This is a genomic window from Bacillus sp. AFS029637 (genome assembly GCF_002584985.1).
Lineage (GTDB): Bacteria > Bacillota > Bacilli > Bacillales > Bacillaceae_G > Bacillus_A.
On the sequence record NZ_NUPZ01000040.1, the window covers coordinates 37321 to 63187 of the forward strand.

18 protein-coding genes are annotated in these 25867 nt (G+C 35.1%); 1 reads left to right on the top strand and 17 read right to left on the bottom strand.

Translation table 11 applies throughout. The annotated features are described in order from the left end of the window. Positions 1-51: 51 nt before the first annotated feature. Positions 52-2835 (bottom strand): dynamin family protein, encoded by a 2784-nt coding sequence (locus tag COE49_RS21080; protein WP_098253060.1) that lies wholly within the window; start codon positions 2833-2835, stop codon positions 52-54. A gap of 560 nt (positions 2836-3395) precedes the next feature. Between COE49_RS21080 and COE49_RS21085 the strand changes: the two genes are divergently transcribed. After that, entirely contained in the window at positions 3396-3587 is a 192-nt protein-coding gene (locus tag COE49_RS21085) for a hypothetical protein (protein WP_098356867.1), read from the top strand. A gap of 234 nt (positions 3588-3821) precedes the next feature. Here COE49_RS21085 and COE49_RS21090 read toward each other — a convergent pair whose 3' ends face one another. From COE49_RS21090 to COE49_RS21170, 16 genes are all read right to left on the bottom strand, one after another. Then, positions 3822-5786 (bottom strand): glycosyl hydrolase family 28-related protein, encoded by a 1965-nt coding sequence (locus COE49_RS21090; protein WP_098253062.1) that lies wholly within the window; start codon positions 5784-5786, stop codon positions 3822-3824. A 13-nt stretch (positions 5787-5799) separates the two neighbouring features. Next, positions 5800-6432 carry a YesL family protein gene (locus tag COE49_RS21095; RefSeq protein ID WP_098253063.1) on the bottom strand — a complete coding sequence of 211 codons (633 nt, stop codon included), beginning with the start codon at positions 6430-6432 and terminating at the stop codon, positions 5800-5802. A gap of 66 nt (positions 6433-6498) precedes the next feature. Beyond that, positions 6499-7398: a carbohydrate ABC transporter permease gene (locus COE49_RS21100; protein ID WP_098253064.1), complete on the bottom strand. Its 900-nt coding sequence runs from the start codon at positions 7396-7398 to the stop codon at positions 6499-6501. Positions 7399-7411: 13 nt separating this feature from the next. Beyond that, positions 7412-8365 (bottom strand): ABC transporter permease, encoded by a 954-nt coding sequence (locus COE49_RS21105; protein WP_088230296.1) that lies wholly within the window; start codon positions 8363-8365, stop codon positions 7412-7414. Positions 8366-8483: 118 nt separating this feature from the next. Continuing rightward, positions 8484-10091, bottom strand: a complete 1608-nt coding sequence (locus tag COE49_RS21110) for an extracellular solute-binding protein (protein ID WP_255294757.1) — start codon at positions 10089-10091, stop codon at positions 8484-8486. Positions 10092-11235: 1144 nt separating this feature from the next. Then, positions 11236-12285, bottom strand: coding sequence for a LacI family DNA-binding transcriptional regulator (locus COE49_RS21115; protein ID WP_098253066.1), 1050 nt, complete (start codon positions 12283-12285; stop codon positions 11236-11238). A gap of 670 nt (positions 12286-12955) precedes the next feature. Further along, on the bottom strand, positions 12956-14899 hold the full coding sequence (mutL, locus tag COE49_RS21125) for a DNA mismatch repair endonuclease MutL (protein WP_098253067.1): 1944 nt from the start codon (positions 14897-14899) through the stop codon (positions 12956-12958). An 8-nt stretch (positions 14900-14907) separates the two neighbouring features. Further along, complete coding sequence (gene mutS / locus COE49_RS21130; RefSeq protein ID WP_088230065.1) at positions 14908-17580, bottom strand: DNA mismatch repair protein MutS; 2673 nt, start codon at positions 17578-17580, stop codon at positions 14908-14910. Positions 17581-17761: 181 nt separating this feature from the next. Next, entirely contained in the window at positions 17762-18304 is a 543-nt protein-coding gene (gene cotE, locus COE49_RS21135) for an outer spore coat protein CotE (protein WP_088230066.1), read from the bottom strand. A gap of 126 nt (positions 18305-18430) precedes the next feature. Next, complete coding sequence (locus COE49_RS21140) at positions 18431-18862, bottom strand: YlbF/YmcA family competence regulator (protein ID WP_088230067.1); 432 nt, start codon at positions 18860-18862, stop codon at positions 18431-18433. A gap of 3 nt (positions 18863-18865) precedes the next feature. Then, positions 18866-20395: a tRNA (N6-isopentenyl adenosine(37)-C2)-methylthiotransferase MiaB gene (gene miaB / locus COE49_RS21145; protein WP_098841217.1), complete on the bottom strand. Its 1530-nt coding sequence runs from the start codon at positions 20393-20395 to the stop codon at positions 18866-18868. Between the two features lie 428 nt (positions 20396-20823). Further along, entirely contained in the window at positions 20824-21690 is an 867-nt protein-coding gene (locus COE49_RS21150; protein WP_000190154.1) for a 2-oxoacid:ferredoxin oxidoreductase subunit beta, read from the bottom strand. Next, positions 21677-23434, bottom strand: a complete 1758-nt coding sequence (locus tag COE49_RS21155; protein ID WP_088230069.1) for a 2-oxoacid:acceptor oxidoreductase subunit alpha — start codon at positions 23432-23434, stop codon at positions 21677-21679. Before COE49_RS21155 ends, COE49_RS21150 begins: the two co-directional genes overlap by 14 nt. A 225-nt stretch (positions 23435-23659) precedes the next feature. Then, on the bottom strand, positions 23660-24619 hold the full coding sequence (locus COE49_RS21160) for a dipeptidase (RefSeq protein WP_098253068.1): 960 nt from the start codon (positions 24617-24619) through the stop codon (positions 23660-23662). A gap of 22 nt (positions 24620-24641) precedes the next feature. Further along, positions 24642-24902: a stage V sporulation protein SpoVS gene (gene spoVS / locus COE49_RS21165; protein WP_000404341.1), complete on the bottom strand. Its 261-nt coding sequence runs from the start codon at positions 24900-24902 to the stop codon at positions 24642-24644. Between the two features lie 149 nt (positions 24903-25051). Then, a complete protein-coding gene (locus COE49_RS21170) occupies positions 25052-25846 on the bottom strand; it encodes a TIGR00282 family metallophosphoesterase (protein WP_003199419.1) in 795 nt (264 codons plus the stop codon). Between the last annotated feature and the right edge of the window lie 21 nt (positions 25847-25867).

Sequence of the window (25867 nt, forward strand, 5' to 3'; positions counted from 1 at the left end):
AAAACAACTCCAAAATCCACTTTTAGTGTATATTTTGGAGTTGTTTTACGTTTATTCTATAGTTGTTTCTAAAGTTAAATCTGTATAAGCATGATCCTCACCTATATGTAAGATTACTTCGCATTGACGTAATCTCAATTCAAAGAGCTTTATTGAGTCCTGATATACTTCAGGATTTGATTTCATTTTATGTAATATCTCTTGTTTGTCTTGTATTTCTAAATGAGTATTTTCTACAGCTTGTTTTAAGGAGCTAAATGGATTCCTAAAGAACATATTAATATCCCGCTCTTGCGTGTTTTCAAACAGCTCAAATTGCAAGAAAAATTTCTTCATAATAGAAGCCGTTGCCTCAGTATAATCTTCGTTTTCTAAATACTGTTTATATTTGTTATATAGCATAGCTCTATTCTTTGGAAGAACCCCAAATAATTTCCCGGCACTTTTCAGTAAAAATTGTGCTGGCGTAAATCGGCGTAAAATATTTACCTCTTCCATTTGTATTCCAGTCGTCATTCTATCAGTATCTCTACGCCAATCATCAAGCACTTTAAAATCACATTCTAACTGTATTCTATTTTCTCCAAATAAAGAATTAAGTCCTTCACTAAGTTCCTCTAAGTAGGATTGGCTTTGAAGGAGCTCATTATTAGAAGTTGCAATCCAATTTTGCATAGAACGCGCAAGATTAGGTAATACAGTTTGCTCTAAATATTTGTGCACTCTTTCGTTCATCGCTTTATTTAGTTCAACATCAATGTGCCCGAAATCGCTTTCTTCACTAATTAAATCCGAACAGCTCTGTAATAGCTTCGGAATATGTTCAGTAAGATCATTCGTAATTTCAGCTTTCATTGTACGATATGATTCTGTAATGAAATGAATTTTTTCTTTCTCAAAAGCAGTAAGGTTATTCATACAACCATTTAATTTAACTAACATATCTTCATTCCAATTAATAGAATCCACTAAATTATTTTCCTTCTCAACGCGTTTATCCAAAAGATATGTAATTGTTTTTCGAATGAAAAATAATAGCTTTTCAGTACGTTCTGCATCGATATTTTTATGGTTAAAGTTAAAACGAATAAACTCCGTCAAATCATTTAGTTGTTGACTACTTGTATATAACGAAGAGTAAGGGAAAATTTTCGCATACGGGAAATATGCGTTTATTCTCGCTTGCGTATCATGTAATACCCTTTTTACTTCTGCTTCACTATAAATGTTATCGATTTTATTTAATAAGAAATGAATTTGTAAATTTGGTGTTTGTTCTTGAATACTTAATAAAATGTCACGTTCTTTGTCAGTAAAAGGTGAATCCGCATTCAATACGAACAATAATTCATCTACAGAATTTAAGTATTCTAATATTTCATCTCTCTTGTCGTTATTCCTATTAAAGCCAGGTGTTACTACAAATGCAAGTTTATTTTTACTTAAAAACCTACATGGTAATTTAAACTCCACACATGCTCTATCTCTATATGTTTGACGGTGTAAAGACATCATATCATGATACTCAAAGAAATTTTCAGTTGTCGTAATGGCCGATTCTGTTATAGCATTAATTTCTGTATGAGCATCATTTTTTAAAACCACTACATTTGAGATTGAATTTTCTAATATATTCTCTCCTAATATAGAGTTAATAAATGCAGTTTTTCCGTTTCCTGAAGTTCCCGTTACTAAAATACGATTTGTTCTTAAATCTGCAAGCTCACCCACTAACCATCTAAGTCGGTGACCCATTTCTATATCATGCTTTTGTGCCCACTGTGTAATAGATTCAAAAAGATGTAAACTATCCTCTAAGCCATTCACATGATTAATAGAATATAACAGTAAGTTTTCCGCATGTTCTATATTTACTGAATCTATTTTGGAAGGGAAAATTTCATCCCATGCTAATACCGCTGCAGATGGAAATACAGCCTGAGACGGATTAACTACCTTTAACCAATTTGTTAACAGATTAGGAATGATATCATTCAATTGTCTAAGCATATATTGACCTTGAATTAATTCAAGGTACGTTTCTTCATAAAGAGAAGAAATTTTGTCCCATATATCGGACGCATGTATTTCGATATGTAAGAAAAATTCATTTATTGTGTTAAGCCATAATAAGTAATTTTGTTCATTTTTATAACTGCTCCAAAGTGATGAAACCATTTGCGTAAATTGCACTTGATCTACATTATTTAATGTAACTAATACTTTATAAAAATAGTCTGGTGAAATATGTTTAGTAAATCCTTTATCAATATATCCTTTTAGAACCTCGAACCACGGATAAGATTCTATTCGAATTAGCTCATTCACAGCAAGCTCTACTGCACTATCAAAATCTTGCTGTTCCTCATAGAAGGAACGGGCAATTATTGTGACATTTGGATAATCGGGATTTAAAGAAACTGCTTCTTTAATAACAGTGAAAGCTGCTTCAAAATTATTTTGCTCGATGTAAAGAGAAAGTAATTGCAGTCCAATTTCGGTCATCAATATTTTGTTATCAGTAATAATGGAAGTATATACATTTTCAGCAACTGATAGTCGGTTAAGTTCAAAGTAAGCATCCGCAATATTTTTTTGTGCCCATGGTGCTAGTTCATTACTAACTTGCTCCCATTTAAAAATAGCTGCTTCAAAATCTTGATGATGGTAATAATATTCACCCTGTGCAAAACGAATATAAGATCCATCGGAAACCTCATCTTTTTCTTCGTTTACATAAGCTTCTCCAAGTACTTGAAGAGGTGGTTGTGTCTCATTCTCCATTAGGAATGTTTCATAATACATCTTTTTTATTAATTGTTTTTCTAATCTCATCTTTTCCCCCACTATATCTTGAAAACACACTTTTAAGATATGTCAATACTTTTTTTATGTATGCTTTTTATCTTAACAAAGAATATCTTTTGGAAAATTTCATTTTCCTTTCATTTTTCAAGTAAGATTGAATTTTCATGAGAAAAGTTTCAGTTTTTTTTCAATTCCCTTTCAGTTGTGAAACAGCATTAAATGTTCCTAATAACCTAATAACACTATAATATTCCACATTATATTATCAGGAAAACTCTATATAAATCATATTATAAAAACAACTTATAACGAATATATATGCGTTTCTACCTTCACTGACAAACAAAAAACTCACATATTCGTTGTTAGATGAAACTATATGCCCATACATCAAAACAACTAAAAAACAACAATAGTAATCAACAGCTATTCATACAATATCTTTCTCGAATTGTTTTCCTTTAAAATTTTTCAGTAGTTATGCAATTAAATTGTTCTAACCTATATAAATAACTAGTCCAAAAAAAATCTATATGCATATCATGTTATAGTAAAGAATTCAGGAAATCCTAAAAGGAGGCACTTTCATGTTTGAAGATAAATCTAAAATAAATTATCCATATGAATTTACTGAAACTACAACAGTTCCCCTAACAAACCCCATTGATAAAAAATTCAAGAACGGCACAGGCACACATAACTTTCCAATTAAAAAGCATTATAAAGAGCAAGTTTTATATACTGAAAAAATTAATACTAATAATAATAAAAATAAATAATCCTATAGTTCTTCATTTTAACCATGCATAGTTACGTTTTAAGTATTAATTCTTATTATTCAGCTCATATCCCCTTTAAAAAGGAGAGTTTACTATCAAACTTTCCTTTTTAAAAGTGCTGATATACAGTGCCTTTTTTATTCACAAAAGGATTGCATTAAAACTAAAATATCCATAAAATAAGAATTTTTATAAATTGTCCTTAAGTTTTTGTACCAGAACCGTTCTTTTCATTTAATATTTGTTTAATTTATCTACTCCAGTTACTTGAATATTCGTAAAAGGCATCTGAGAGTATGATAGTTCAGGATAAAAATCTTCTTCAAAGGTATTTTTTTCAATGATGACATTGTTACATGCAGTAAACTCAAATGTTTTTGTTATTCTATTTGAATTTTTTCTCTCCCCGACTACCGTTCTATGAAGGGTATTATCTCTTTTTGGTTGGTACTTGAAAATTTTATTATTAGTAAAGATAAGCTGATCCACACTATTTACAGCTAATACTGACTCATGTTCCATAAAAAATTCATTATCTTCAATTCTAATGTTCCTGTGAATAGTATTTGTAAAATGAGGCATCGTTTCTCCTAGAGTGATTGGATCTATGCGTATTGCGGCATTTCGCCAGTTAGCATTGCCCGGATTAATAACATAAAACTTATTCGAACGGATAGTCATGTCACAAATCGGGCCAGATTCATACCAATACTGGGAATCATTAGATAAATAGATAGAATCCATTGCCATATGTTTGAAAGTATTATGTTCTATGATGATCTTTTTATTGGTTGTACATAGTATGCCTCTGGTTGATATCGTTTCAAAATGATTATTCTTAATATGTACCGATGGTGTATAGGTAACATTCTCAGCTACAAATAGCGGTTCTCCTCTATCATTTGTTAATTGCTCAAAAGGAATAGGTTGGTCAAATTTAACAATCATTGATCTTAGATCAGTATTATTTTCACCAGGATTCACCACATTTGCTACTGTATACTTTCTTCCTTGATCCCTTCCGTGAGTTAAGGATTCTCTAAGATAAAATACTACTTCATCCCCTAAATAGTATTGAGGAAAGCCACCTTGCTGCCTTTGGATATAACGAAGTAATAAAGTATAGTTGTCTATTTTTTTCTCGACCTGTGTAAATGTTCCGTGAACATTAATAGGGTCATCGTGAGCATGATTGAACGTACACCCTTCAATATGGATATGACCACTAGCACCCGACACATGAATCAAATCGGCATAACTAGAGGTATAGCGGTTACTCTCTTCTCTTGTTTTAAATGTACAATCGTAATAAGACACATTATGCGACATTTGTGTTAACCAGCCAAATGCGTGCATATAATGGACATTTACCTTATCAACAACTGTATCTGCGCTTTCCCAAATAAAAGCGCCTGCTGTTTCTCTTCTAGGTGTTGAACAGAATTCAAATACCAAGCCCTTTTTATGAAGAAATGGTCTTTTTTTATCATAAAAAACTCGAATCGTTGATTTTCCAGTTCGCAGAATCTTCGCTCTATTTGAGGCGAAAGGCCCTAAGTCAAGTGAATATCGCCTTGTGATGTTTATATCTGGATGGTAAGCGACAAGTGTCCATGCATCCTTGTGATTTTTATCAATCCAATAATGTTCCCCACTAATTGGATTAATTTCACTGTACCAGATAACATCATTTTCATTTTCACTTATGGAAAAATGAAAGCAAGCGGGAATATAGAAATCGGTAAATTCTCCACCTTCCCATTCCCCAATGTCAACTACTGTCATCTCAATGGTTGTAGGATCTACAAAGTCCCAAGAAAAATTGTGAAGATAGATTTCTTTCGATTGTATGACCGCAATGGCCATACAATCACCGTGTATCATAAATAGAGAACCATTACCATTTACAATTACTTGATTCTGTGCTTCTAGTAATAAAGCCACATGTTTTTCAGGGTATTCGATACTATTTGTGTTGGATGTATGATAAACTCTTTTTTGTGCTGTACCTTTATGGAGTTGATAGGTCCCCATCGGAAAGTCTATCACTACCTGTCCCTCGGTCGTCTTGGCTGATTCGAATGCCTCCCAAATGGCGTTGGTACTATCTGTTTGACCCGAAGGATCCGCCCCGAAATCCGTCACATCAATTACTGTTTTACATTCTCGGATCATCAAGTCAATATAAGCTCTTTGCAAAATAGCCCCCCCTTTACATTTCAATTGCCTGTGAACTTTTAATTTGAAAATGTGGAAATACTTTACAAGATCCCCACATTAACAAAAAGGCTGTCACACTTCCTCCAAAAAAGAAGATTAATCCAGGCATTATTATAAAAGTTAAATAATGTATTAAAAAAATGGTAACGAGTAAAAACATTGTTAAGACCGGGTATAAGAAGCACATCATAAATGGTAAATTAAAGTAATATCCTATTTTAATTTTAAAATGGACAAAAACAGGAAAGAAGTACATTAAAACCATGATATATAAAATGAATTGAGCAATTACTCCAAACCTAGCAATATAATAAAAGGGACCGGTTGCTTTAATTAATATTTGAAATTCGATCGTAATCAAATATCCAATAATAAATAATATTATTCCAAGTAAATTTGCCTTAACGAATTCCCTCCGATAAGATGCCCAAAAAGTACTAAAAATCGGTACTTCATTATCACCCAGGACCCATTTCCTTATAACAACAAACATTGCGGTTGTGGCAGGCATGAAACCAAACAATCCCAATCCAACTAACGTAAACACAGCCCATAATAAGTTGACATAGGCAAATCGAAAAACCCACTCACATACACGATAGATTCCATTTGTAATTCCCGTCATAACTATTCCTCCACCTACTAGGATAGATTCATATATAGATAATAGTAGTTAGTTGGTTAAACTAGTTTATTCCTTCACAGATCCTATTAACATACCTTTAATCAAATACTTTTGAATAAAGGGGTAGATAATAAGTAGTGGTAAAGCTGAAACAATAATGACTGCATATTTCAATTGCGCAGCAATTTTCACTTGATCCATAAAGTTTTCACTGAGTCCTGAAGTCATCCCTTCTCCACCACCGTTACCAACATCATTTACAATAAGAATCTCTCTTAAGATCAATTGTAATGGATAAAGTTTTTCATCTGATAGATAAATTAATGCTGAAAAGTACTGATTCCATAATCCAACAGCATGAAATAGCGCCATAACAGTAATGATTGGTATGGATAGGGGAAGTACAACTCGCCAAAAGATTGTGAAATCAGAAGCTCCATCCATTTTTGATGCCTCAACTAATTGTACTGGTATATTTTGTTGAAAAAAGGTACGTGCCACTAGAATAGACCACGCTCCAACAACACCCGGTATGACCATTGCCCACACTGTATTTAGCATCCCCAATGATTTAACTACTAAATACGTGGGAACCAAACCACCGTTAAAGAGCATTGTGAACAGAATAAACCACAAGATTATCTTTTTACCTTTTAATTCTGTCCTGGATAATGCATAGGAACAAGGCAGTAAAACTAGTAAATGAAGTAATGTTCCTAGCACGGTGTATATGATGGTATTACGATACCCCAGCCAAATTGCATCATTTTGAAAGACCATTTTAAACCCTTTAAAAGTTATATCAACTGGCCAAAGCCACATTTTACCCGAACTAACTGCTAATGGATCACTTATAGAGGCACTTAACACAAAAATGATGGGATATAAAATGAGCAGAACAATAATAGATACAAAGATGTTATTTATAATATTAAAGACTCTATCAGATAAACCAGTCCTCTTCATAGTCTGACACTCCTTACCATAAACTGTTGTCACTAGTTTTTCTTGCAATATGATTAACCGTAACTAAAAGAATGATATTGATTACTGATTCGAATAAGCCAATAGCTGATGCGAAACTATATTGACCTTGCAATAACCCCGTGTTATAAACAAATGTTTGAATAACATCTGATGTTTCAGAATTTAATGTATTTTGTAGAAGTAATACTTTTTCAAATCCAACGGCCATAAAACTACCAATATTTAATATAAATAAAACAACAACAGTAGGCAGAATGGTCGGAATATTGATATGAATAATCCGTTGAAATCTTGAAGCTCCGTCTACTTTAGCCGCTTCATGCAGTTCTGGGTTTACTCCCGCTAATGCGGCTAAATAGATGATTGTTCCCCATCCTAGTGACTGCCATTGGCCTGACCAGACATAAATATGACGAAACCATCCGGGACTAGTTAAAAATGATATTGGTTCCCCTCCCAGCTTTTCTATAGCAATATTCACCAAGCCAGTTATTGGATCTAGAAAAGCAAAAACCATCCCAACAAGTACAACAACCGAAATAAAATGAGGAGCATAGGTAAACGTCTGAGAAAACTTTTTAAAGGCTCCATCCTTTACTTCATTTAAAGCAAGAGCAAAAATGATTGGCAGTGGGAACAAGATGAGCTGATAGAAGCTAAGAATCAATGTATTTTTTAATAATCTCCAAAAATAATAAGAATCAAAGAAACGTTGGAAATGTTCAAATCCCACCCATGGACTTCCCCAAATACCTAGATTCGCATAAAATTCCTTAAAAGCAATTTGGACTCCGTACATTGGAATATAATTGAAAATAAAAAAATAAAGTAGTGCTGGAAGTAAAAAGACATAAAGCTGCCAATTTTTTAAGATATCTTTTTTTACTAATTTAAATCCTTTATTCGTTGTAAAAGAAGTACTAACCTCACTCCTTTTCAAATCCATTTCAGACTCACCCCTACCTCGTAAATGTTTCTTTAGGGAAACCATTTTATAGTTTCCCTAAAGAACTTAATAGATAAATAGCATTGTAAAATTAGTTACGTTTTTTTCATTGGGTCGTTTAATTTTTCTGATATCTCTTTAAAGCTTCTGCTTTTACTTTCATATAATCTTTTAAGCCCATTTTTTCTATCGTTTTTACATATTTATCCCATTCTGAAAATGGTACAACACCTGTAATAAATTTATCGCGCATTTCAGTAACATACTTTTCAATATCAGCACCAACAGTGGTCAACGTCTTATTTTCTTCAACAGTATAAGTAAATTGTGGCCATACTTCTTTTATTATATTAGGTTCTAATTTCCTAGCCGCTTCTCTAGCATCAGGTGCGTTTTCAAGTCCTTTAAAAAATTCTTCCTTTACAATACCTGGATAGCCGCCGCCAGGCCATGTTAAATATTTTGCAAGTTCTTGCTCAAAAGATAATCCTTCTGAACTATGAGTGATTTTTTCCAAATACCGAAGTTCGCCGTTTGGAGCTTTTTCGAACGTTTCCCCTTCAACACCCATTAAAAATAATTTTGAACCTTCATCGCTATAAAAATAATCCATCCATTTGACTGTAGCTTCAGGATTTTTATTTGCACTTGTAATAACAAATCCATCCATACTTGCTACTGAAGGAATTCTTCCTGTAATTAATTTATCTCCAAACGGACCTTCCAAAGCTGAACCACCGGTATATTTATCTGCACCAAATAATTCTTTCGGACTATGTGAAACAGTACTTCCGTATAAACCTTGTGTAGCATTGGCAAGGAATTGACTCGTATCCTTTGAGAAAATATTTTTCTCAATAAGCCCTTCTTTGTATAATTTATGCACATATTGGAGCATTTCTTTATACTCCTTAGAGGTCTGAATAAAACGTAATTTATTCTCTTTTGGATTCATATCTACGAACGGTGAGGCATAGCCTCTATTTACCAATCCAAAGGAGCCATTTAACCATCTAGTCAACATACCGATTGAGTAACTACCAAAAGGAATCTCGTCTGCTTTACCATTACCATTCGGATCTTTTTCCTTTACCGCTTTGAGATATTCATAATACTCTTCAATTGTCTCAGGCATTTTCATTCCTAATTTCTCAAGCCATTCTTTATTTATCCAAGGACGTGGTCCAAGTAGCATGGAAGTAAAGTCCTCTGAAATAATGGTTGGAAACGAATAGATGTTACCATTTGGAAAAGTGATGGCATTTTTCACTTCTGGGTTTTCTTTCATAATTTTCTTTAAATTCGGTGCGTATTTATCAATCAAATCATTGAGCTTAATAAAGACACCCTGTTCTCCATATTTCAGTATTTCTGTCGCTGGAAATGAGGCGGTGTGAAAGGCATCAGGTAAATTTCCACCCACTAAGGCGAGATTTCTCTTTTCTTCTAGTGATGTATCCGGCACCATTTCCCACTTAATATCGACATTGGTCATTTTTTCATACTTATTAAAGATCAATACATTATTCCAGTCTTTTGCGGATTGAGCTGTTCTTCCAGCAAAAAATTTAAGAGTAATAGGTTCTTTAACAATAGGCATAGCTGATTTTTCATTAAGATTTGTCAGTGCCTTTTTGTCTGCTTTACTATCTACGTTTTCAACATTGTTTGTACATGCCGTTAGTGCCATTAATGCTATCGATGTAATAATTAAAGGGGTTTTCATTCGCATTGGATCTCCTCCTTTTCAAATTGAAAGCTATCTATACTCAGTCCTTGACTGACTTCTAAAACTTTTCACTGGGATTATGCTCGTACTTTGCAATACCACTTCGAAGTCCTGCACCTATAATACCAATTTTCACCATTTCCACTTGTAGTTCACTCCTATAGTAAAATTTAATTTATTAATAACTCTCTTGAGATTCACCTCCCCAAATATACTGGTAAACTTACTAGTTTTCCTACTTTAAGGAAAACGCTTTCCGAATAATGATTAAAAAAGAACCACTTTGGTTCGTTTTATATCCAACCATTCACGAAGGTCTAATTCACATGACACAATCTCGATCTATTTAAGAAATATTCTATGATTTTTTTGTTTAAGAGGGAGGAATTTTCGTTTTGTAGAAGTAGTACATTTCTTTGAGTCGTTAACGTGGTGGTGATACAAGAGTGCTATTTCGGATTCACCTCCCAAAATATACTAGTAATTTTGTTAATTTCCCTATTTTAAGGAAAGCGTTTTCCAAATGATGATTAAAAAAGAACCACTTTGGTTCGTTTTATATCCAACCATTCACGAAGGTCTAATTCACATGACACAATCTCAATCTATTTAAAAAATATTCTATGATTTTTTTGTTTTCTAAGAGGGAGGAATTTTCGTTTTGTAGAAGTAGCACATTTCTTTGAGTCGTTAACGGGTGCTAGTACAAGAGTGTTATAAAGGATTTTATTCATAGATTTAATTTTTAGATTAATCAGAATATAACACTCGTATTTCGTTCTGTCAACCCATCAACTTAAACTATTTTCAGTTAGTCCTAGGGTCTATTGAGCACATTATCTAATTACTTGTTTTATACTCCAAGTAATAGCGTGGAGAAATTAACAAACAATAAAAACTGAGGTTAAGGTTTGTATTCCGTAACCTCATATTAATTATCTTTTGAAAAGCAGGATGAGCATAAGCAAGATTGCTTAAAATGCTCTGGTACGCCAACGATCATTAATTTATTGGGATATTGCAAAGCATATGGTGAATACGCTCTCCTCCCACTGAAGTCTTAATTATGATTCGTTTGTTGTCTCCTTAGAATTTTTCCGATATTTATCAACGTTTTCCGAGTGGTGATAAAAAGAACCGATTAGTTCCGTTTTATTGATGATGATTCACGAATGACTAATTCAAATGGCAAAATCATCTTGATAGGAAGAGTAATTTTCCCTTCCACCATTTCCATGATGTTTTTGGCTGCCATCTTTCCCATTTCGTACTTAGGAGTTTCCACTGTTGAAAGCGGCGGTGTAAAATATTTACCCATTTCCATATTATCAACACCAAAGAAAGCGATGTCTTCTGGAATTTTAAGATTACTTTCAATCACAGCCCTCATGGCAGGGATAGCCATCCCGTCACTAGCACATACCATGGCTGTTGGCAAATAAGCCGTGTCTCTTTTAATGAGCTGCTTCATTTCCTCGTAACTATTTTTCATTTCCCACTTTGCATTGATGACCCAATCCGGGTAAATATCAAGTCCTGCTTCTTCCATAGCAGCTTGATACCCTTTGAATCGATGTTCCGCATCTAAATCTTCAAAGGTTTCACCAACACCTCCACCGATAAATCCGATGTCTCGATGTCCTTGATCGACTAAATGGTGAACCACCGTTTTAATTGCTACCTCACGATTGTAATCGACAATAGTCAGGTGCTTATCAGTATAGTAAAAGTCTAATCCAACAAGAGGAATCGTTTGCTGAATATACTCAATTAAGCTATCCTCAATCCTGTCAATAAGAATAAGCCCTTCAACACCAAGGTCATGGATTGTCTTAAGCAACAGCGCCTCGTTTTCAATTTCATCCTTTGTAATAGTAATTAACGTGTAATCATGTTTCATCAAGGTATCACGAATACCAGTATAGATACAACCAAAATATGGGTTTGTTTCTGATTGCCTTGGGTTGGCTACCCAGCCAATTTTCATAGTTCTTGTTTCACTTCTCTTCTGCCTATTATTCGCCAGATTTCGGGCATGCTGATTAGGGACATATCCTAACTCCTTCACAGCCTTCCATATTTTATTCTTTGTTTCCTGATTAACATTTCGTGTTTTGTCATTTTGAATGACTCTCGAAACAGTAGCGATCGAAACGCCTACATATTCCGCAATATCTTTTAGTCTTGCCATAAAAAAACACCTCTTGGCTTGTTACTTATAATAAATTACTGAATTTTTAAAATTAATTCTAATATAGCCCCTTTGATAATTTATTGTCAATTATTTGGTTCTGGTGCAGGAAATCTAGTAAACTTAGACATACTGATACTAGTACTTTAAAAAAAGGCGTGATTGGTAAGGAGAAGGAAAATTTGTTCAAATGGAAGCACTGTCAATCTGGCATTATTTTGTTAACAGTAAGATGATACCTGTTGAGTAACTTTATTGCTACTCAACGGTTCCTTAATCCGCCTTTCAGTTCAGATTTTCTTTTCACTATAAAAACTCCCCTTTAGATAAACAGATCCAAAGTGGCAAAACGTCGCAACTTTATTCAAAACATCGCGTCTTTTTTATAAACACCATGACTTTAATTAAAAGCGACACATTGTTCTAACTTCTTCAAAGAAGGGTTTATTATTCAGTTAACTTAAAAGCAACACCATCTTTAAATTCCTAGAGAAATCAAAAAGGAGCATATTTTTACAATCGCTCCTTTTTGATTTCTCTTTTATTTTTTTACATAATAAAGCACTAAAGCATTAATTCCCCTTTTATATACTATAATCTCAATAGTACAAGATGGTCCACTCTCTATTATATGTTCAGTAGCGGACTTTTTTCCCTTTGGACAGTACCCCTACATAACCCTCTTAAACATCTTCTCCAACTCATAGGTAGAATGATGTACAAGAATCGGCCTTCCGTGCGGGCATGTGTATGGGTTTGTTGTTGTACGAAGTTCTTCAAGTAAAGCAAATATTTGATCGTTCGTTAAATATTGATTTGCTTTAATGGATGCTTTACAGCTCATCATGATGGCTGCTTCTTCTCGTAGTTTTTTTATATCTACTTTTTTTAGTTTAACAACTTGCTCCATCATTTCGTCGATAATTTCTGTTTCTTGACCTTTTGGAAACCACGTTGGATGCGAGCGGACGATAAAGGATTGATGGCCGAATTGTTCTAAAAATAGGCCGACTTTTTTTAGTTCTTCTAGCTGCTCTTCGACACGTAAAAATTCAGTAAGAGATAAGTCAATACGGTACGGTACAAGTAGTTCTTGTACTTCTTGCGCTACCCGTCCTACTTTATCACGGAAGTATTCATAGTTAATACGTTCCTGCGCGGCATGCTGGTCAATCATATATAAACCTTTATCATTTTGAGCGAAAATATATGTTCCATGCATTTGTCCAATTGGATAAAGCGGCGGTAAGTCATTACCGTTCATTTCAATCTCTTTTATTTCCTGAACTTCTTCTTCCAATTCTTCTAGTTCAAAATCCTCTTCATTACTATCCCACGATTTCTCTTCTCGAATCGGTTCTTCCATTACCGGTTTAGTAGATGGCTGCCAACTTTGTTCTTCTCTTACGAGCGACTGTGGTGGTTGCCATTCTTGCTTCGGTGGTTGCCACAGTTGCGTTGGCTGTTTCACAGCCAGTGGTTCTTCTTGTTTTTCATCCATACCAGTCGGTAAAATGATGTCCGGCATCAGTGGTTCTTTCGGCTTCGTATGCTCAAACTGGAACTGTCCTTGCACACTTTCATCTTTTTCTTTTTTCTTCGTTGTTACCCCTGCATCTGGAATGAGCTGTATTTTTTTGAATGCTGCTTGCAACGTTTCTTCAATAAGCTTTAGCAATTCTTGTTCTTTACTAAAACGAACTTCTAATTTCGCTGGATGTACGTTAACATCAACAAGCATTGGATCCATTTCAATCGATAAGAAGCCGATTGGATATCGTCCAACTGGCAGTAACGTATGGTATCCTTGCTGAATGGCTTTCATTAATACGAAATTTCGAACGTAACGGCCATTTACAATCGTTGACATATAATTACGAGATGCTCTCGTTACTTCTGGTAATGTTACATAACCTTTAATTGTGAAGTCTAAAGACTCGGCTTCAATTGGAATAAGCTTCTTCGCAACTTGAATGCTGTAAATGGCTGCAAGTACTTGTCTTACATCACCATTTCCTGACGTATGAAGCAATTTCTTTTCATTATGAAACAGTTTTAGCGATACTTCTGGATGTGACATTGCAATACGATACACGATATCTGTAATATTCCCAAGTTCTGTATGAATGGTTTTCATATATTTAAGACGCGCTGGTGTATTAAAAAATAAGTTTTGTACTGTAATATCTGTTCCTTTTCGGCTCGCTGTTTTCTCTTGTTTTATAATGTCTCCACCTTTAATAATAAGGTGTGTACCAGGTGCATCACCCGTGCTCGTGATTAATTCTAATTCACTAACTGAAGCGATACTCGGCAATGCCTCGCCCCTGAATCCGAGCGTTCTTATACGGAACAAATCGTTTTCATCTTTAATTTTACTCGTCGCATGGCGTTCAAATGCAACGACGCAATCTTCTTCGGCAATACCATCTCCATTATCAATGATGCGAATTTTCGATAATCCAGCTTCTTCTAAGTGGATTTCAATAGATGTACTATTCGCATCGATAGAATTTTCCACAAGTTCCTTTACGACTGAGGCAGGGCGTTCTACTACTTCCCCTGCCGCAATTAAGTTAGAGAGCTGGTCATCGAGTTTGCGAATTTTCCCCATCTACTTACTCATCCTTTCTTTAACTTTTTCTGCAAGCGATACAGTTCGTTCATCGCTTCTAAAGGTGTCATATCAAGTAAATCAATTTTTTTAATTTGCGCAAGTACTGCCGTTTCTTTTGCATCTAACACTGGCTTGTCTTGTTTTTTCGAAGACTGTTCTGCACTAAAGAAAGATAGTTGTGATTCTTCTTCAGTCACTTCTTTCTCTTCTTGCACTTCTACCGGTTCTTCTTTTATAACTACTGGTTCAGGAGCAACTTCTTGTACTTTCACTTCTGCACGCTTTGGAATAATGATTTCTTCTTGTCCTTCTAGCTGCGCTAGCACTTCTTTCGCGCGAGCGATTAAGCTATCTGGAAGCTCCGCGAGTTGCGCAACGTGAATTCCGTAACTTTTATCTGCTGCACCATCTTGAATTTTATGAAGGAATACTACTTTTCCGTTCTCTTCAATTGCTGAAACGTGTACATTTTTCAGTTGGTCTAAACTTTCTTCTAACACCGTTAATTCATGATAATGTGTAGAGAATAATGTTTTCGCACCAATTTGGTCATGAATATGTTCAATGATTGCTTGTGCAAGGGCCATACCATCATACGTAGATGTACCGCGCCCAATTTCATCGAATAAAATTAAACTTCTTTCTGATGCGTTTGCAATGGCATTTTTCGCTTCTAACATTTCGACCATAAATGTACTTTGACCTGAAATTAAATCATCTGCTGCACCAATTCTCGTAAAAATTTGGTCAAATACAGGCAATACTGCCTCTGTCGCTGGTACGAAACAACCGATTTGTGACATAACCGTTACAAGTGCTAACTGTCTCATATACGTACTTTTACCAGACATGTTCGGTCCTGTAATTAAAAAGACGTCCATACTCTCTGGCATAATACAATCATTTGGTACATACAATTTCCCGTTCAATACTTTTTCAACGACCGGATGACGACCATCTTTAATAAAGATTTCGCGCTGCGTTGTTAAAACCGGTTTTACAAACTGTTCTTCTTCACTAACCGTCGCAAAACTTTGCAGTACATCTAATTCACTAATTACTTTCGCTAAATGCTGTAATTTCGGAATGAATACTTTTACTTCTTCACGAAGTGCTGTAAATAAATCGTATTCTAGTTGTACAATTTTTTCTTCTGCTTCTAGAATTAACGTTTCTTTTTCTTTCAGTTCATCTGTAATGAAACGTTCAGCATTAGCAAGCGTTTGTTTACGCTCATAGCGTCCTTCTGGAAGTGCCGCAAGATTGGCTTTCGTTACTTCAATGTAATAACCGAAAATACGATTGTAACCAATTTTTAACGATTTAATACCTGTAATATCACGTTCTCGTTTTTCAAGCTCAGCAATCCACGTTTTTCCGTTTTTGCTCACGTAGCGGTATTGATCAAGCTTGTCATTATAACCGTCTTTAATAATATCGCCATCTTTAATCGAAAGCGGTGGGTTTTCTTGAATACTTCTTCCTAATAACTCTGTTAAGCTTTCACATGGATCTGCACCTTGAATTAACCTTGATGCATAAGCATTATCTAACAAACTAATCGCTTCTAAAATAGCTGGTACTTGAAGTAATGAACGTCTTAATTGTAATAAGTCTCGTGCATTTACATTACCAAATGCAACTTTCCCTGCTAAACGTTCTAAATCATATACTTCTTTTAACTTTTCTTTTAAATCTTCACGTAAGAAGTAATCATTTACAAACGTTTCAACCATTTCTAAACGTTCTTCAATTCGTTCTTTCTGTATAAGTGGACGTTCCATCCACTGTTTTAACATACGACCACCCATAGCTGTTTTCGTCTTATCTAATAGCCATAATAATGATCCTGTTTTTTCTTTCGTTCGAAGTGTTTCTGTCAGTTCTAAATTGCGCTTTGAATGCACATCAATTTTCATAAATTGATTCGTATAATAAATTTCCACTGGTTGTAAATGATCTAATGAACGTTTTTGCGTTCTTATTACATAGTTAAATAAGCGCCCAACTGCTTTAATTAACTTTGCTTGTGAAACATTTTTCACAAGGTGTTCTAATCCTTCAGGAATTGTTGTTGTATCTTCATACGAAATCGTCATCTTTAATGTTTCTGTTAATTTATTTAATTCATCTTTTGAAAATGTAGAATCTACAACAATTTCTTTTGAACCAGTTGCATACACTTCTAATAAAATATCTTCTACTGAACCTGTCAATAACGTTACTGTATTTTGTCCAGTCGTTAAATCATTACAAGCTAAAGCATACGATCCATCTTCAAAATGTGTTAATGCTGCTAAGAAATTATTCTCTTTCTCATCTATTGTACGCCCTTCCATCATCGTTCCTGGCGTAATTAATTGCACTACTTCACGACGTACTACACCTTTAGCCGTTTTAGGATCTTCCACTTGCTCACAAACAGCTACTTTATATCCTTTTTCAACAAGTTGTTCAATATAATTTTTAGCCGCATGGTATGGTACACCGCACATCGGGATACGCTCACTACTCCCACCATCTCGGCTCGTTAATGTAATTTCAAGTTCGTGAGCTGCCTTAACAGCATCTTCAAAGAACATTTCATAAAAATCACCTAAGCGAAAAAATAAAAAGGCATCTTGATAGTCTGCCTTAACCTTTAAATATTGCTGTATCATAGGCGTATATTGCGTCATACTTCTCCTCCATAATTCTTACAGAATAATCTATATTCATTTATGTCACATTTCACGGACATCCATATCTCCTATTTCAGGAGTCTGTCCTCATTATAGCACATTTCATAAGGAATCATGTTTATTCAAGCGTGACTTATGTAAAGTAAAAAGCTAGGAAGAACTTCTCCCTAGCTTTCTATTACTCTTCTTCTGCATCAACGATAAAGTTCGGATCTAATTCTTCAAACTCATCATCGTCAATTTGGAAATCATCATCTGATTCCACGCATCCTTCAGGATTTACACTTACACAAATTTTCGTTTCGCCAACTACTTCCGTTACAAATTCACGTTCTACAGTTACAACAATTTTATTACCATTTGGCGATACAAGAGCTTCTAAACAGTTTGGTGGCTGAATAACACGAGCAATAATTTCTAAATCGTCACCAGAAAAGTTTTTATCACGATACCCAATACTTACTTCATCCGTGTAGTTCACACGTTCTGTTACAACTTCAGTCTTTGTATTCCCATCAAATGAATACCAAGTGTTCACATCATAGAAACCTTCAATTTCCACATGCTTTCCATTCTTTCTTGCTTCGTACGAGTGGTTAATTACCCAGCACCCTAAAATACTTGTTGGCTCATTATTCGATTCACATGTATGCGTTGACTTTGTATACTTACGTCCTTTTCCAACCACTGCTTTTGTAATAATCTCTCTAAATTCGGACATTCGTAACCCTCCTCAATCACTATTCACTTAATCATATGCGTGACAATAGCGGAATGTGTCATTCTTTTTTTGAGAAGAACTTACGTTTAACCTACTAAAAAAAAGAGATGTCAACATGACATCTCTTTAACAACCACAATTTCCTTTTTTACTGTCTACTGCTGCTCCCGTTTCACCCTTCAATACATCGCCACCAGTCGAAATTAATATTTCATCTGTTACGTTGTTAGAAATCGTACTAGCAACTAACTGTAATAAGTCGTTTACGTATGTTTGTGAAGATTTAAATTCTTGGACAACTGGGATATTATCTAGCTTATCTTGCAAGGCATCAATTTCAGCTTCTACTTTTTTCAAAGCTTCCCATTTCCCATAATGTTGCAAGTTTACTGCTTGTTTTTGAAGTGCTTTAATTTCATCAATTGCGCGCTTTACATTTTCATTTTTATGAATTTGTGCCTCTGCTCGCTTAAAGAAATCAACTTCTTCTGTTTCAGAAATCATTTTTGCTAATTCTTTCGCTTGCTCAACAATTTCATCTTTCGTATATACTTTCATCTATTATTCCACCTCAATCGGCTCTTCAACTAATTCTCCGTTAAGAGACCAAGTTTTTGCATCCGTTACTTTTACTTTCACAAGCTGACCAATCAAAGATTTTGGAGCAACAAAGTTTACAAGTTTATTCGTACGAGTATAACCGGCAAGTACTTCCGCGTTATTTTTACTTTCCCCATCAACTAACACTTCTACAATTTGACCTTTATAACGATTATTCTTTTCAATTGCCAACGTATTTACTAGTGTATTTAGGCGTTGAAGACGTTCTTTCTTCACTTCCATCGGTACGTTATCTTTCATTTTCGCAGCTGGTGTACCTTCGCGCGGAGAATAAATAAAGGTAAAAGCCGTATCAAATCCTACTTCACGATATAACGACATCGTTTCTTCAAATTGTTCATCTGTTTCATTTGGGAAACCGACGATAATATCAGTTGTTAATACTGCGTTTGGAATTGCTTCTTTAATTTTTCTTACAAGCTCTAAATAATGCTCACGTGAATATTTACGCGCCATAATTTTCAGCATCTCTGTACTTCCAGATTGAACTGGCAAATGGATATGTTCCACTAGGTTTCCACCTTTTCCAAGCACTTCAATTAAGTGATCATCGAAATCACGTGGATGGCTCGTTGTGAAACGAATACGGGCAATATCAACTTTACGGAGTTCGTCCATTAAATCGCCAAGACCGTATTCAAAATCTTCAAAGTCTTTACCATATGCATTTACGTTCTGTCCGAGTAACGTAATTTCTTTATAACCACTCGCAGCTAAATGACGAATCTCTTGGATAATATCTTCTGGACGTCTGCTTCGCTCTTTTCCGCGTGTATACGGTACAATACAATACGTACAGAACTTATCACAGCCATACATAATATTTACCCAAGCTTTAATATCACCACGACGTACTTTCGGAAGGTTTTCAATTACATCTCCTTCTTTTGACCACACTTCAACTACCGTCTCCTTCGAGAACATTGCATCTTTCAGAATGTACGGTAATCTATGAATATTATGCGTGCCAAATACCATATCTACATGCTGATTTTTTTGCATAATTTTATTTACAACAGATTCCTCTTGAGACATACAACCACATACACCAATTAAAAGGTCCGGATTTCTGCGTTTTAGTGACTTTAAATGACCTAGTTCACCAAACACTTTATTTTCGGCATTTTCACGAATGGCACAAGTATTTAATAAAATGACATCTGCTTCCTCAGTTGAAAATGTCGGTTCATATCCAAGTGCTGTGAAAATACCTGCCATTACTTCAGTATCATGCTCATTCATTTGACAACCGTATGTACGAATATAAAACTTTCTTCCCTCACCAAAATTACGAAACTCTTCAGGTAAGCCAAAATCCCGTTCAATTTTAACTTCTTCTTTCCCGCGCTTTTTCGCCAACTTTAAGGAAGGTGGTTGATATACACTTTCAAAGTATTTGCTATAATCTTTCTCTTCTTTTTTCGTAGAGGAATTTGCTTGTTGACTTGCTAATCGTTGTTGCTCGTTCATCGGTAATCTCCTTTCACCCTTAACTATACACACTCTATAGTCCATCTAAATGCGCTTAGACCCACCTCAAAAATGGTTAGATAGCTTGAGAGATAACTTGTCCTTTGAAACTTGAGTAATCAATCTAATCATCTACAAGAATGAAGTCTTCCCCACACAAATAGACATTCCCTTTTCGTATTTCTTTTTGTCCTATTCAAAAGCACATTGCTTTATCCCTATAAACATTACCATAGTATGAAGCGTTTCGCCAATTTTAACAAAAAATATGCTCTGTCTTATCTTGCATTTCATTAGCAATGAACTTGCCATTTTCATACAACGATTTATATATTATTTTACCATTCTGAATTTTCTAAGTAAATATAACTACCTTATATTTTTACTCATTAAAAAAGGTTGCCAAATGGCAACCTTCTCTTCTTATATTACATAAATTCAGCAACAAGTTCATCAAACATTTTCTGATCCATATTTAAATCAGATTGTACTAAAGGCTTCTCACTGTAGCCTTTTACAAGTTCTTGGTATGAAGGTTGTGCTGTATTTTGATAAATTAAACCTGTTACTAATCCGTTATTTTCCATTAACGTTTGCATAGCCATCATGCGATTAGACGGATCATATCCCTCTACTGTACTTAGTTTTGTTAAATTCTCTTTAAACCAATCATAAGTATTTACTTTATTGTAAGTTACACATGGGCTGAACACATTAATTAATGAAAATCCTTTATGGTTAATACCAGCTTCAATAATTTGTGTTAATTCTTTTAAATCACTTGAAAAGCTTTGCGCCACAAATGTTGCACCAGCTGTTAAAGCCATTTCCATAACATTTAGTGACGGTTCAATTGAACCTTGTGGTGTACTTTTCGTTTTAAATCCAGCTTCACTACGTGGTGAAGTTTGCCCTTTTGTTAATCCGTAAATTTGGTTATCCATTACAATGTACGTAATGTCGATGTTACGACGAATAGAATGGATTGTATGTCCCATACCAATCGCAAATCCATCACCGTCACCACCTGATGCGATAACTGTTAAATCACGATTTGCCATTTTCACACCTTGTGCAATTGGAAGGGCACGACCATGAATACTATGCACACCATATGAATTAATATAACCTGAAATACGGCCTGAACAGCCAATACCAGAAATAACAGCAAGTTCATCTGGGTTTAAGCCAACGTTAGCTGCTGCACGTTGAATTGCAGCTTGCACCGAGAAGTCTCCGCAACCTGGGCACCAGTTTGGTTTTACACTGTTACGAAAGTCCTTAAATGTTGCCATTTAATACAACCCCTTTTTTGCATTCGTTGTAAATCTCTTTCGGCAAGAATGGGTTTCCATCATATTTTAAAAGACTAGAAATTTTCTCACCGTTACCAAGATTCATTTTCATAATGTTAGCAAGCTGACCTGTTGCATTGTTTTCTACAACTACAACGCGCTTCGCATTTTTCACAAGTGGATCGATTTCAGCTGTTGGGAACGGATGAATTAAACGCACATGAGCATGATTTACTTTCATACCCTCTTGTTCTAAACGTTCCATTGCTTCTTCGATCGCACCACGAGTTGAGTTAAATCCAACAAGCAATACGTCTGCTTCTTCATGCTTAACATTTTTATAAACAGGGGTATTAAACTTCAAGTTCTCCATTTTACGGAAACGTTTGTCCATTTGATCTTTACGGTTTATTGCTGATTCAGATGGTTTACCCGTTTCATCATGTTCTACACCTGTAACATGGTGAATACCATTTTTCATACCAGGTAAAACACGTGGTGAAACGCCATCTTCTGTTACTTCATAACGCTTGAAGTATGCTTTATTTTCACGTTCTGGTAATTCTATGTCTAAATCAAGCTTACCACGGCGAATTTCCACTTTATCTAACTTAAGTGGTTCTACAGTTTGTTTTCCTAAAGAAAGTTGTAAATCCGTTAAGAAAATAACAGGAACTTGATATTCTTCAGCTAAGTTAAATGCTTCTACAATGTCATAGAAAGCTTCTTCAACTGTACTTGGTGCCATTACGATTTTTGGAATTTCACCATGCGTACCGTAAATCATCGCCATTAAATCAGACTGCTCTTGTTTCGTTGGTAATCCCGTACTCGGACCACCACGTTGTGTATCAACAATTACTAATGGTGTTTCTGTAATACCAGCTAAACCAATCGCTTCCATCATTAAAGAAAGACCAGGACCAGCAGATGCTGTTAATGTACGAACACCAGCATAGTTTGCACCGATTGCCATTGTACAAGCTGCGATTTCATCCTCAGTTTGGATTACTGTTCCGCCAACTTTCGGCAATTTTTTAATTAAGTATTCCATAATTTCAGATGCAGGTGTGATTGGATATGCTGACATAAAACGAGCGCCACCAGCTACCGCACCAAATGCGATTGCATCGTTCCCAATCATAAACATGCGTTTCTGACCATCAGCTTTTTCAAGCTGCATCATGTTTACCTTCTCACCTAGCAATTCTTTCATATATTGAGAGCCGCGTTTAATTGCGTCCATATTCTTTTGAACGACTTGCTCTCCTTTACGACCAAAGATTTCTTCAACAACATCTAAATAAGCTGTTTCATCTAATCCTAATACCGCACTTGACGCCCCAACTGCAACCATGTTTTTCATTAATGATGTGCCTAATTCTGAGGCAATATCTGTAAACGGAATCACATATAGATTTACATCTGTGTTATCAGGTATTGTTGGATTAAATTTCGCATCCGCAACTACAATCCCACCCGGACGTAGTTCATGGAAATTAAAATCAATTGTTTCTTGATCAAAAGCAATTAAAATATCTAAATCATCTGAGATCGCTCGTACTTCTGTTGTACTTACACGAATTTTATTATTTGTATGGCCGCCTTTAATACGTGATGAGAAGTGGCGGTAACCGTATAGGTAATATCCTAATCGGTTTAATGCAATACAGAAAATTTCTCCTGTACTTTCAATTCCTTCACCTTGTTGGCCTCCAACTTTCCATGAAAGTTGACTAATCATCTCCTACACCCCTTTTGGCTGCATTCATTGTAGTGTATTTTTTTACAGTAATAGTTTAGCATTTTTTATGCAAATAAACTACAACGGACGCAAATTATGCCTCTTCTGATTTCCCTGAATCTTTAGTATAAAGCTATTTCGTTTTTCATTCTAGTATTAGGTCTTAAAAAAATCAATAATATCAAATGAATTTATTTTAATTTTTCTGAATTTTTAAAACAAATATTAAAAACTTATATATTCAACAAAATTATCATATAAAAATCGCTCTACAGTAGATGCGGCATAGTGCTTATACAACTCATTCATTACATTTTCATAATCTCTATATACTGATACACCTACAACCGTCTCCAAAATCCCATCAAAATCTGAACCAAATCCTATATTTCCTTCTCCACCTAATGAACAGATATGTTCGATATTTCTTACTATATCTGTTATATGCGCCTGTCTTTCACTTGTTAAAAATTGCGGTACAAACGTAACACCAATCATGCTATTTTTCTTTATGAGCGCTCTAATTTGTTCATCATTTAAATTGCGTGGATGTTGGCAAAGTTTATAGCAGTTTGAATGGGATGCAATTGGATTTGTAGCAATTTCTATAACATCCCAAAAGCTTCTTTCATTCAAATGAGACACGTCGGTCCACAAATGTAACATATTCAGTTCTTGTACAACATGTTGACCAAAAGTCGTTAAACCTGCCCCGCGTGTCTCTAGCGCACCGTCAGCTAATAAATTGGCATAGTTCCATGTCAGTCCAAAGGAACGCACTCCTAGGCGATAAAAGAGCCGTAATTTCATTGTATCTTTTCCAATTGCTTCGCATCCTTCTAATGTTAATAACGCCCCAATCTCATCCTGTTTTAACCTGTTTATATCTTCTTTCGTTTGAATAAACTTCACACCTGGTAGTGATAAAATTTCATTATAAAAAATATCTATCATTTGTAATGCGGCTTCAAAACGCTTTTCATATGCTACTGTTTCGGGTACATATACAGCAAAACATTGTATACTTCCTTTTCTTTTCTTTAATTGTTCAAAAGTAATATGTAATTGTGAATCATTTCGAAAGTCTTTCTTTCCCTTTGCACTCCAGAGCTGAAAGAGCACATCACAATGAGCATCAAAAATTTTCATTTCCATTCCTCCATTATAAAAACAACCTGTTTGCATACTGCAAACAGGTTGTTTAAACTTAACGAGGTTCTACAATTAATTTTATTGCTGTACGCTCTTCCCCATCAATCATAATATCTGTGAACGCTGGGATACAAATCAGGTCCAAACCACTAGGCGCTACAAATCCTCTTGCAATTGCTACTGCCTTTACCGCTTGGTTCAATGCACCTGCACCAATGGCTTGAATTTCTGCTGTTCCGCGTTCGCGAATAACACCTGCAAGTGCACCAGCTACAGAATTAGGGACCGACGTTGCTTTAACTTTTAATATTTCCATTCCGCGTTTCCTCCTCGTTTCTATAAAAAGTATTAGCAATTATTTCACTTTAACTTATATTCACGAGGAATGACGCGTATTCCTGCTAAATTTCTGTAATTTTTCTAAAAAATTAAAAAATAATAACTTTTCTAATTTTTACCTAGAAATTACTCAAAAAATGGTTGATCATCATTAATTAAGATACGCTCAATTTTTTTAGCTTTTCCTGTATTAGGATCCACATCAATTAGCACCGCACTTAATTGTGTTCTACCATTTGTCACTTCAAATCGTACCGGTAAGTTTGTTAAAAACTTCTTCAATACCGCTTCTCGGTCCATACCTAAAATTCCATCGTACGGTCCTGTCATACCAACATCTGTAATGTATGCCGTTCCGCTTGGTAAAATGCGATTATCTGCTGTAGGAACATGCGTATGTGTACCTACTACCGCTGTAGCACGACCATCTACATACCAACCTAACGCTTGTTTTTCACTTGTAGTTTCCGCATGAAAATCAATAAAGATAATATTCGTACGTTTTTTTGCAATGTTAATTAATTCATCCACTTTACGGAATGGGCAATCAATTGGAGGAAGGAATGTACGTCCTTGTAAGTTAATAACTGCCACTTCTGTTCCATTACAGTTCACAAAAATAAGCCCTTTTCCTGGAGTTCCTTCTGGGAAGTTAGCTGGTCTTGCAAGATATTTTGCATCATCAATAAATTCAAATACTTCACGGTTATCCCAAGCGTGGTTTCCAAGTGTAACCGCTTGTGCCCCGCATTCTAAAAAGTTTCGATATATTTTTTCCGTAATTCCACGTCCACCTGCTGCATTTTCTCCATTAATAATGGTTACTGTAGGTGTATATTTCTTCTTTAATGCCGGTACGTATTGTTGAATCATACCTCTACCAGGAGATCCTACTACATCCCCAACGAATAATATTCTCATATGTCTTACCCTTCCTATGTA

Coding starts and splice junctions, on each gene's coding strand:
- COE49_RS21155 (WP_088230069.1), bottom strand. CDS start 23,434: ATGATTAGTCAACTTTCATGGAAAGTTGGAGGCCAACAAGGTGAAGGA.
- COE49_RS21100 (WP_098253064.1), bottom strand. CDS start 7,398: ATGAAGAGGACTGGTTTATCTGATAGAGTCTTTAATATTATAAATAAC.
- COE49_RS21115 (WP_098253066.1), bottom strand. CDS start 12,285: ATGGCAAGACTAAAAGATATTGCGGAATATGTAGGCGTTTCGATCGCT.
- COE49_RS21085 (WP_098356867.1), top strand. CDS start 3,396: ATGTTTGAAGATAAATCTAAAATAAATTATCCATATGAATTTACTGAA.
- COE49_RS21170 (WP_003199419.1), bottom strand. CDS start 25,846: ATGAGAATATTATTCGTTGGGGATGTAGTAGGATCTCCTGGTAGAGGT.
- COE49_RS21160 (WP_098253068.1), bottom strand. CDS start 24,619: ATGCAAACAGGTTGTTTTTATAATGGAGGAATGGAAATGAAAATTTTT.
- COE49_RS21105 (WP_088230296.1), bottom strand. CDS start 8,365: ATGGATTTGAAAAGGAGTGAGGTTAGTACTTCTTTTACAACGAATAAA.
- cotE (WP_088230066.1), bottom strand. CDS start 18,304: ATGTCCGAATTTAGAGAGATTATTACAAAAGCAGTGGTTGGAAAAGGA.
- spoVS (WP_000404341.1), bottom strand. CDS start 24,902: ATGGAAATATTAAAAGTTAAAGCAACGTCGGTCCCTAATTCTGTAGCT.
- COE49_RS21140 (WP_088230067.1), bottom strand. CDS start 18,862: ATGAAAGTATATACGAAAGATGAAATTGTTGAGCAAGCGAAAGAATTA.
- COE49_RS21150 (WP_000190154.1), bottom strand. CDS start 21,690: ATGGCAACATTTAAGGACTTTCGTAACAGTGTAAAACCAAACTGGTGC.
- COE49_RS21095 (WP_098253063.1), bottom strand. CDS start 6,432: ATGACGGGAATTACAAATGGAATCTATCGTGTATGTGAGTGGGTTTTT.
- mutL (WP_098253067.1), bottom strand. CDS start 14,899: ATGGGGAAAATTCGCAAACTCGATGACCAGCTCTCTAACTTAATTGCG.
- COE49_RS21110 (WP_255294757.1), bottom strand. CDS start 10,091: ATGAAAACCCCTTTAATTATTACATCGATAGCATTAATGGCACTAACG.
- COE49_RS21080 (WP_098253060.1), bottom strand. CDS start 2,835: ATGAGATTAGAAAAACAATTAATAAAAAAGATGTATTATGAAACATTC.
- miaB (WP_098841217.1), bottom strand. CDS start 20,395: ATGAACGAGCAACAACGATTAGCAAGTCAACAAGCAAATTCCTCTACG.
- mutS (WP_088230065.1), bottom strand. CDS start 17,580: ATGACGCAATATACGCCTATGATACAGCAATATTTAAAGGTTAAGGCA.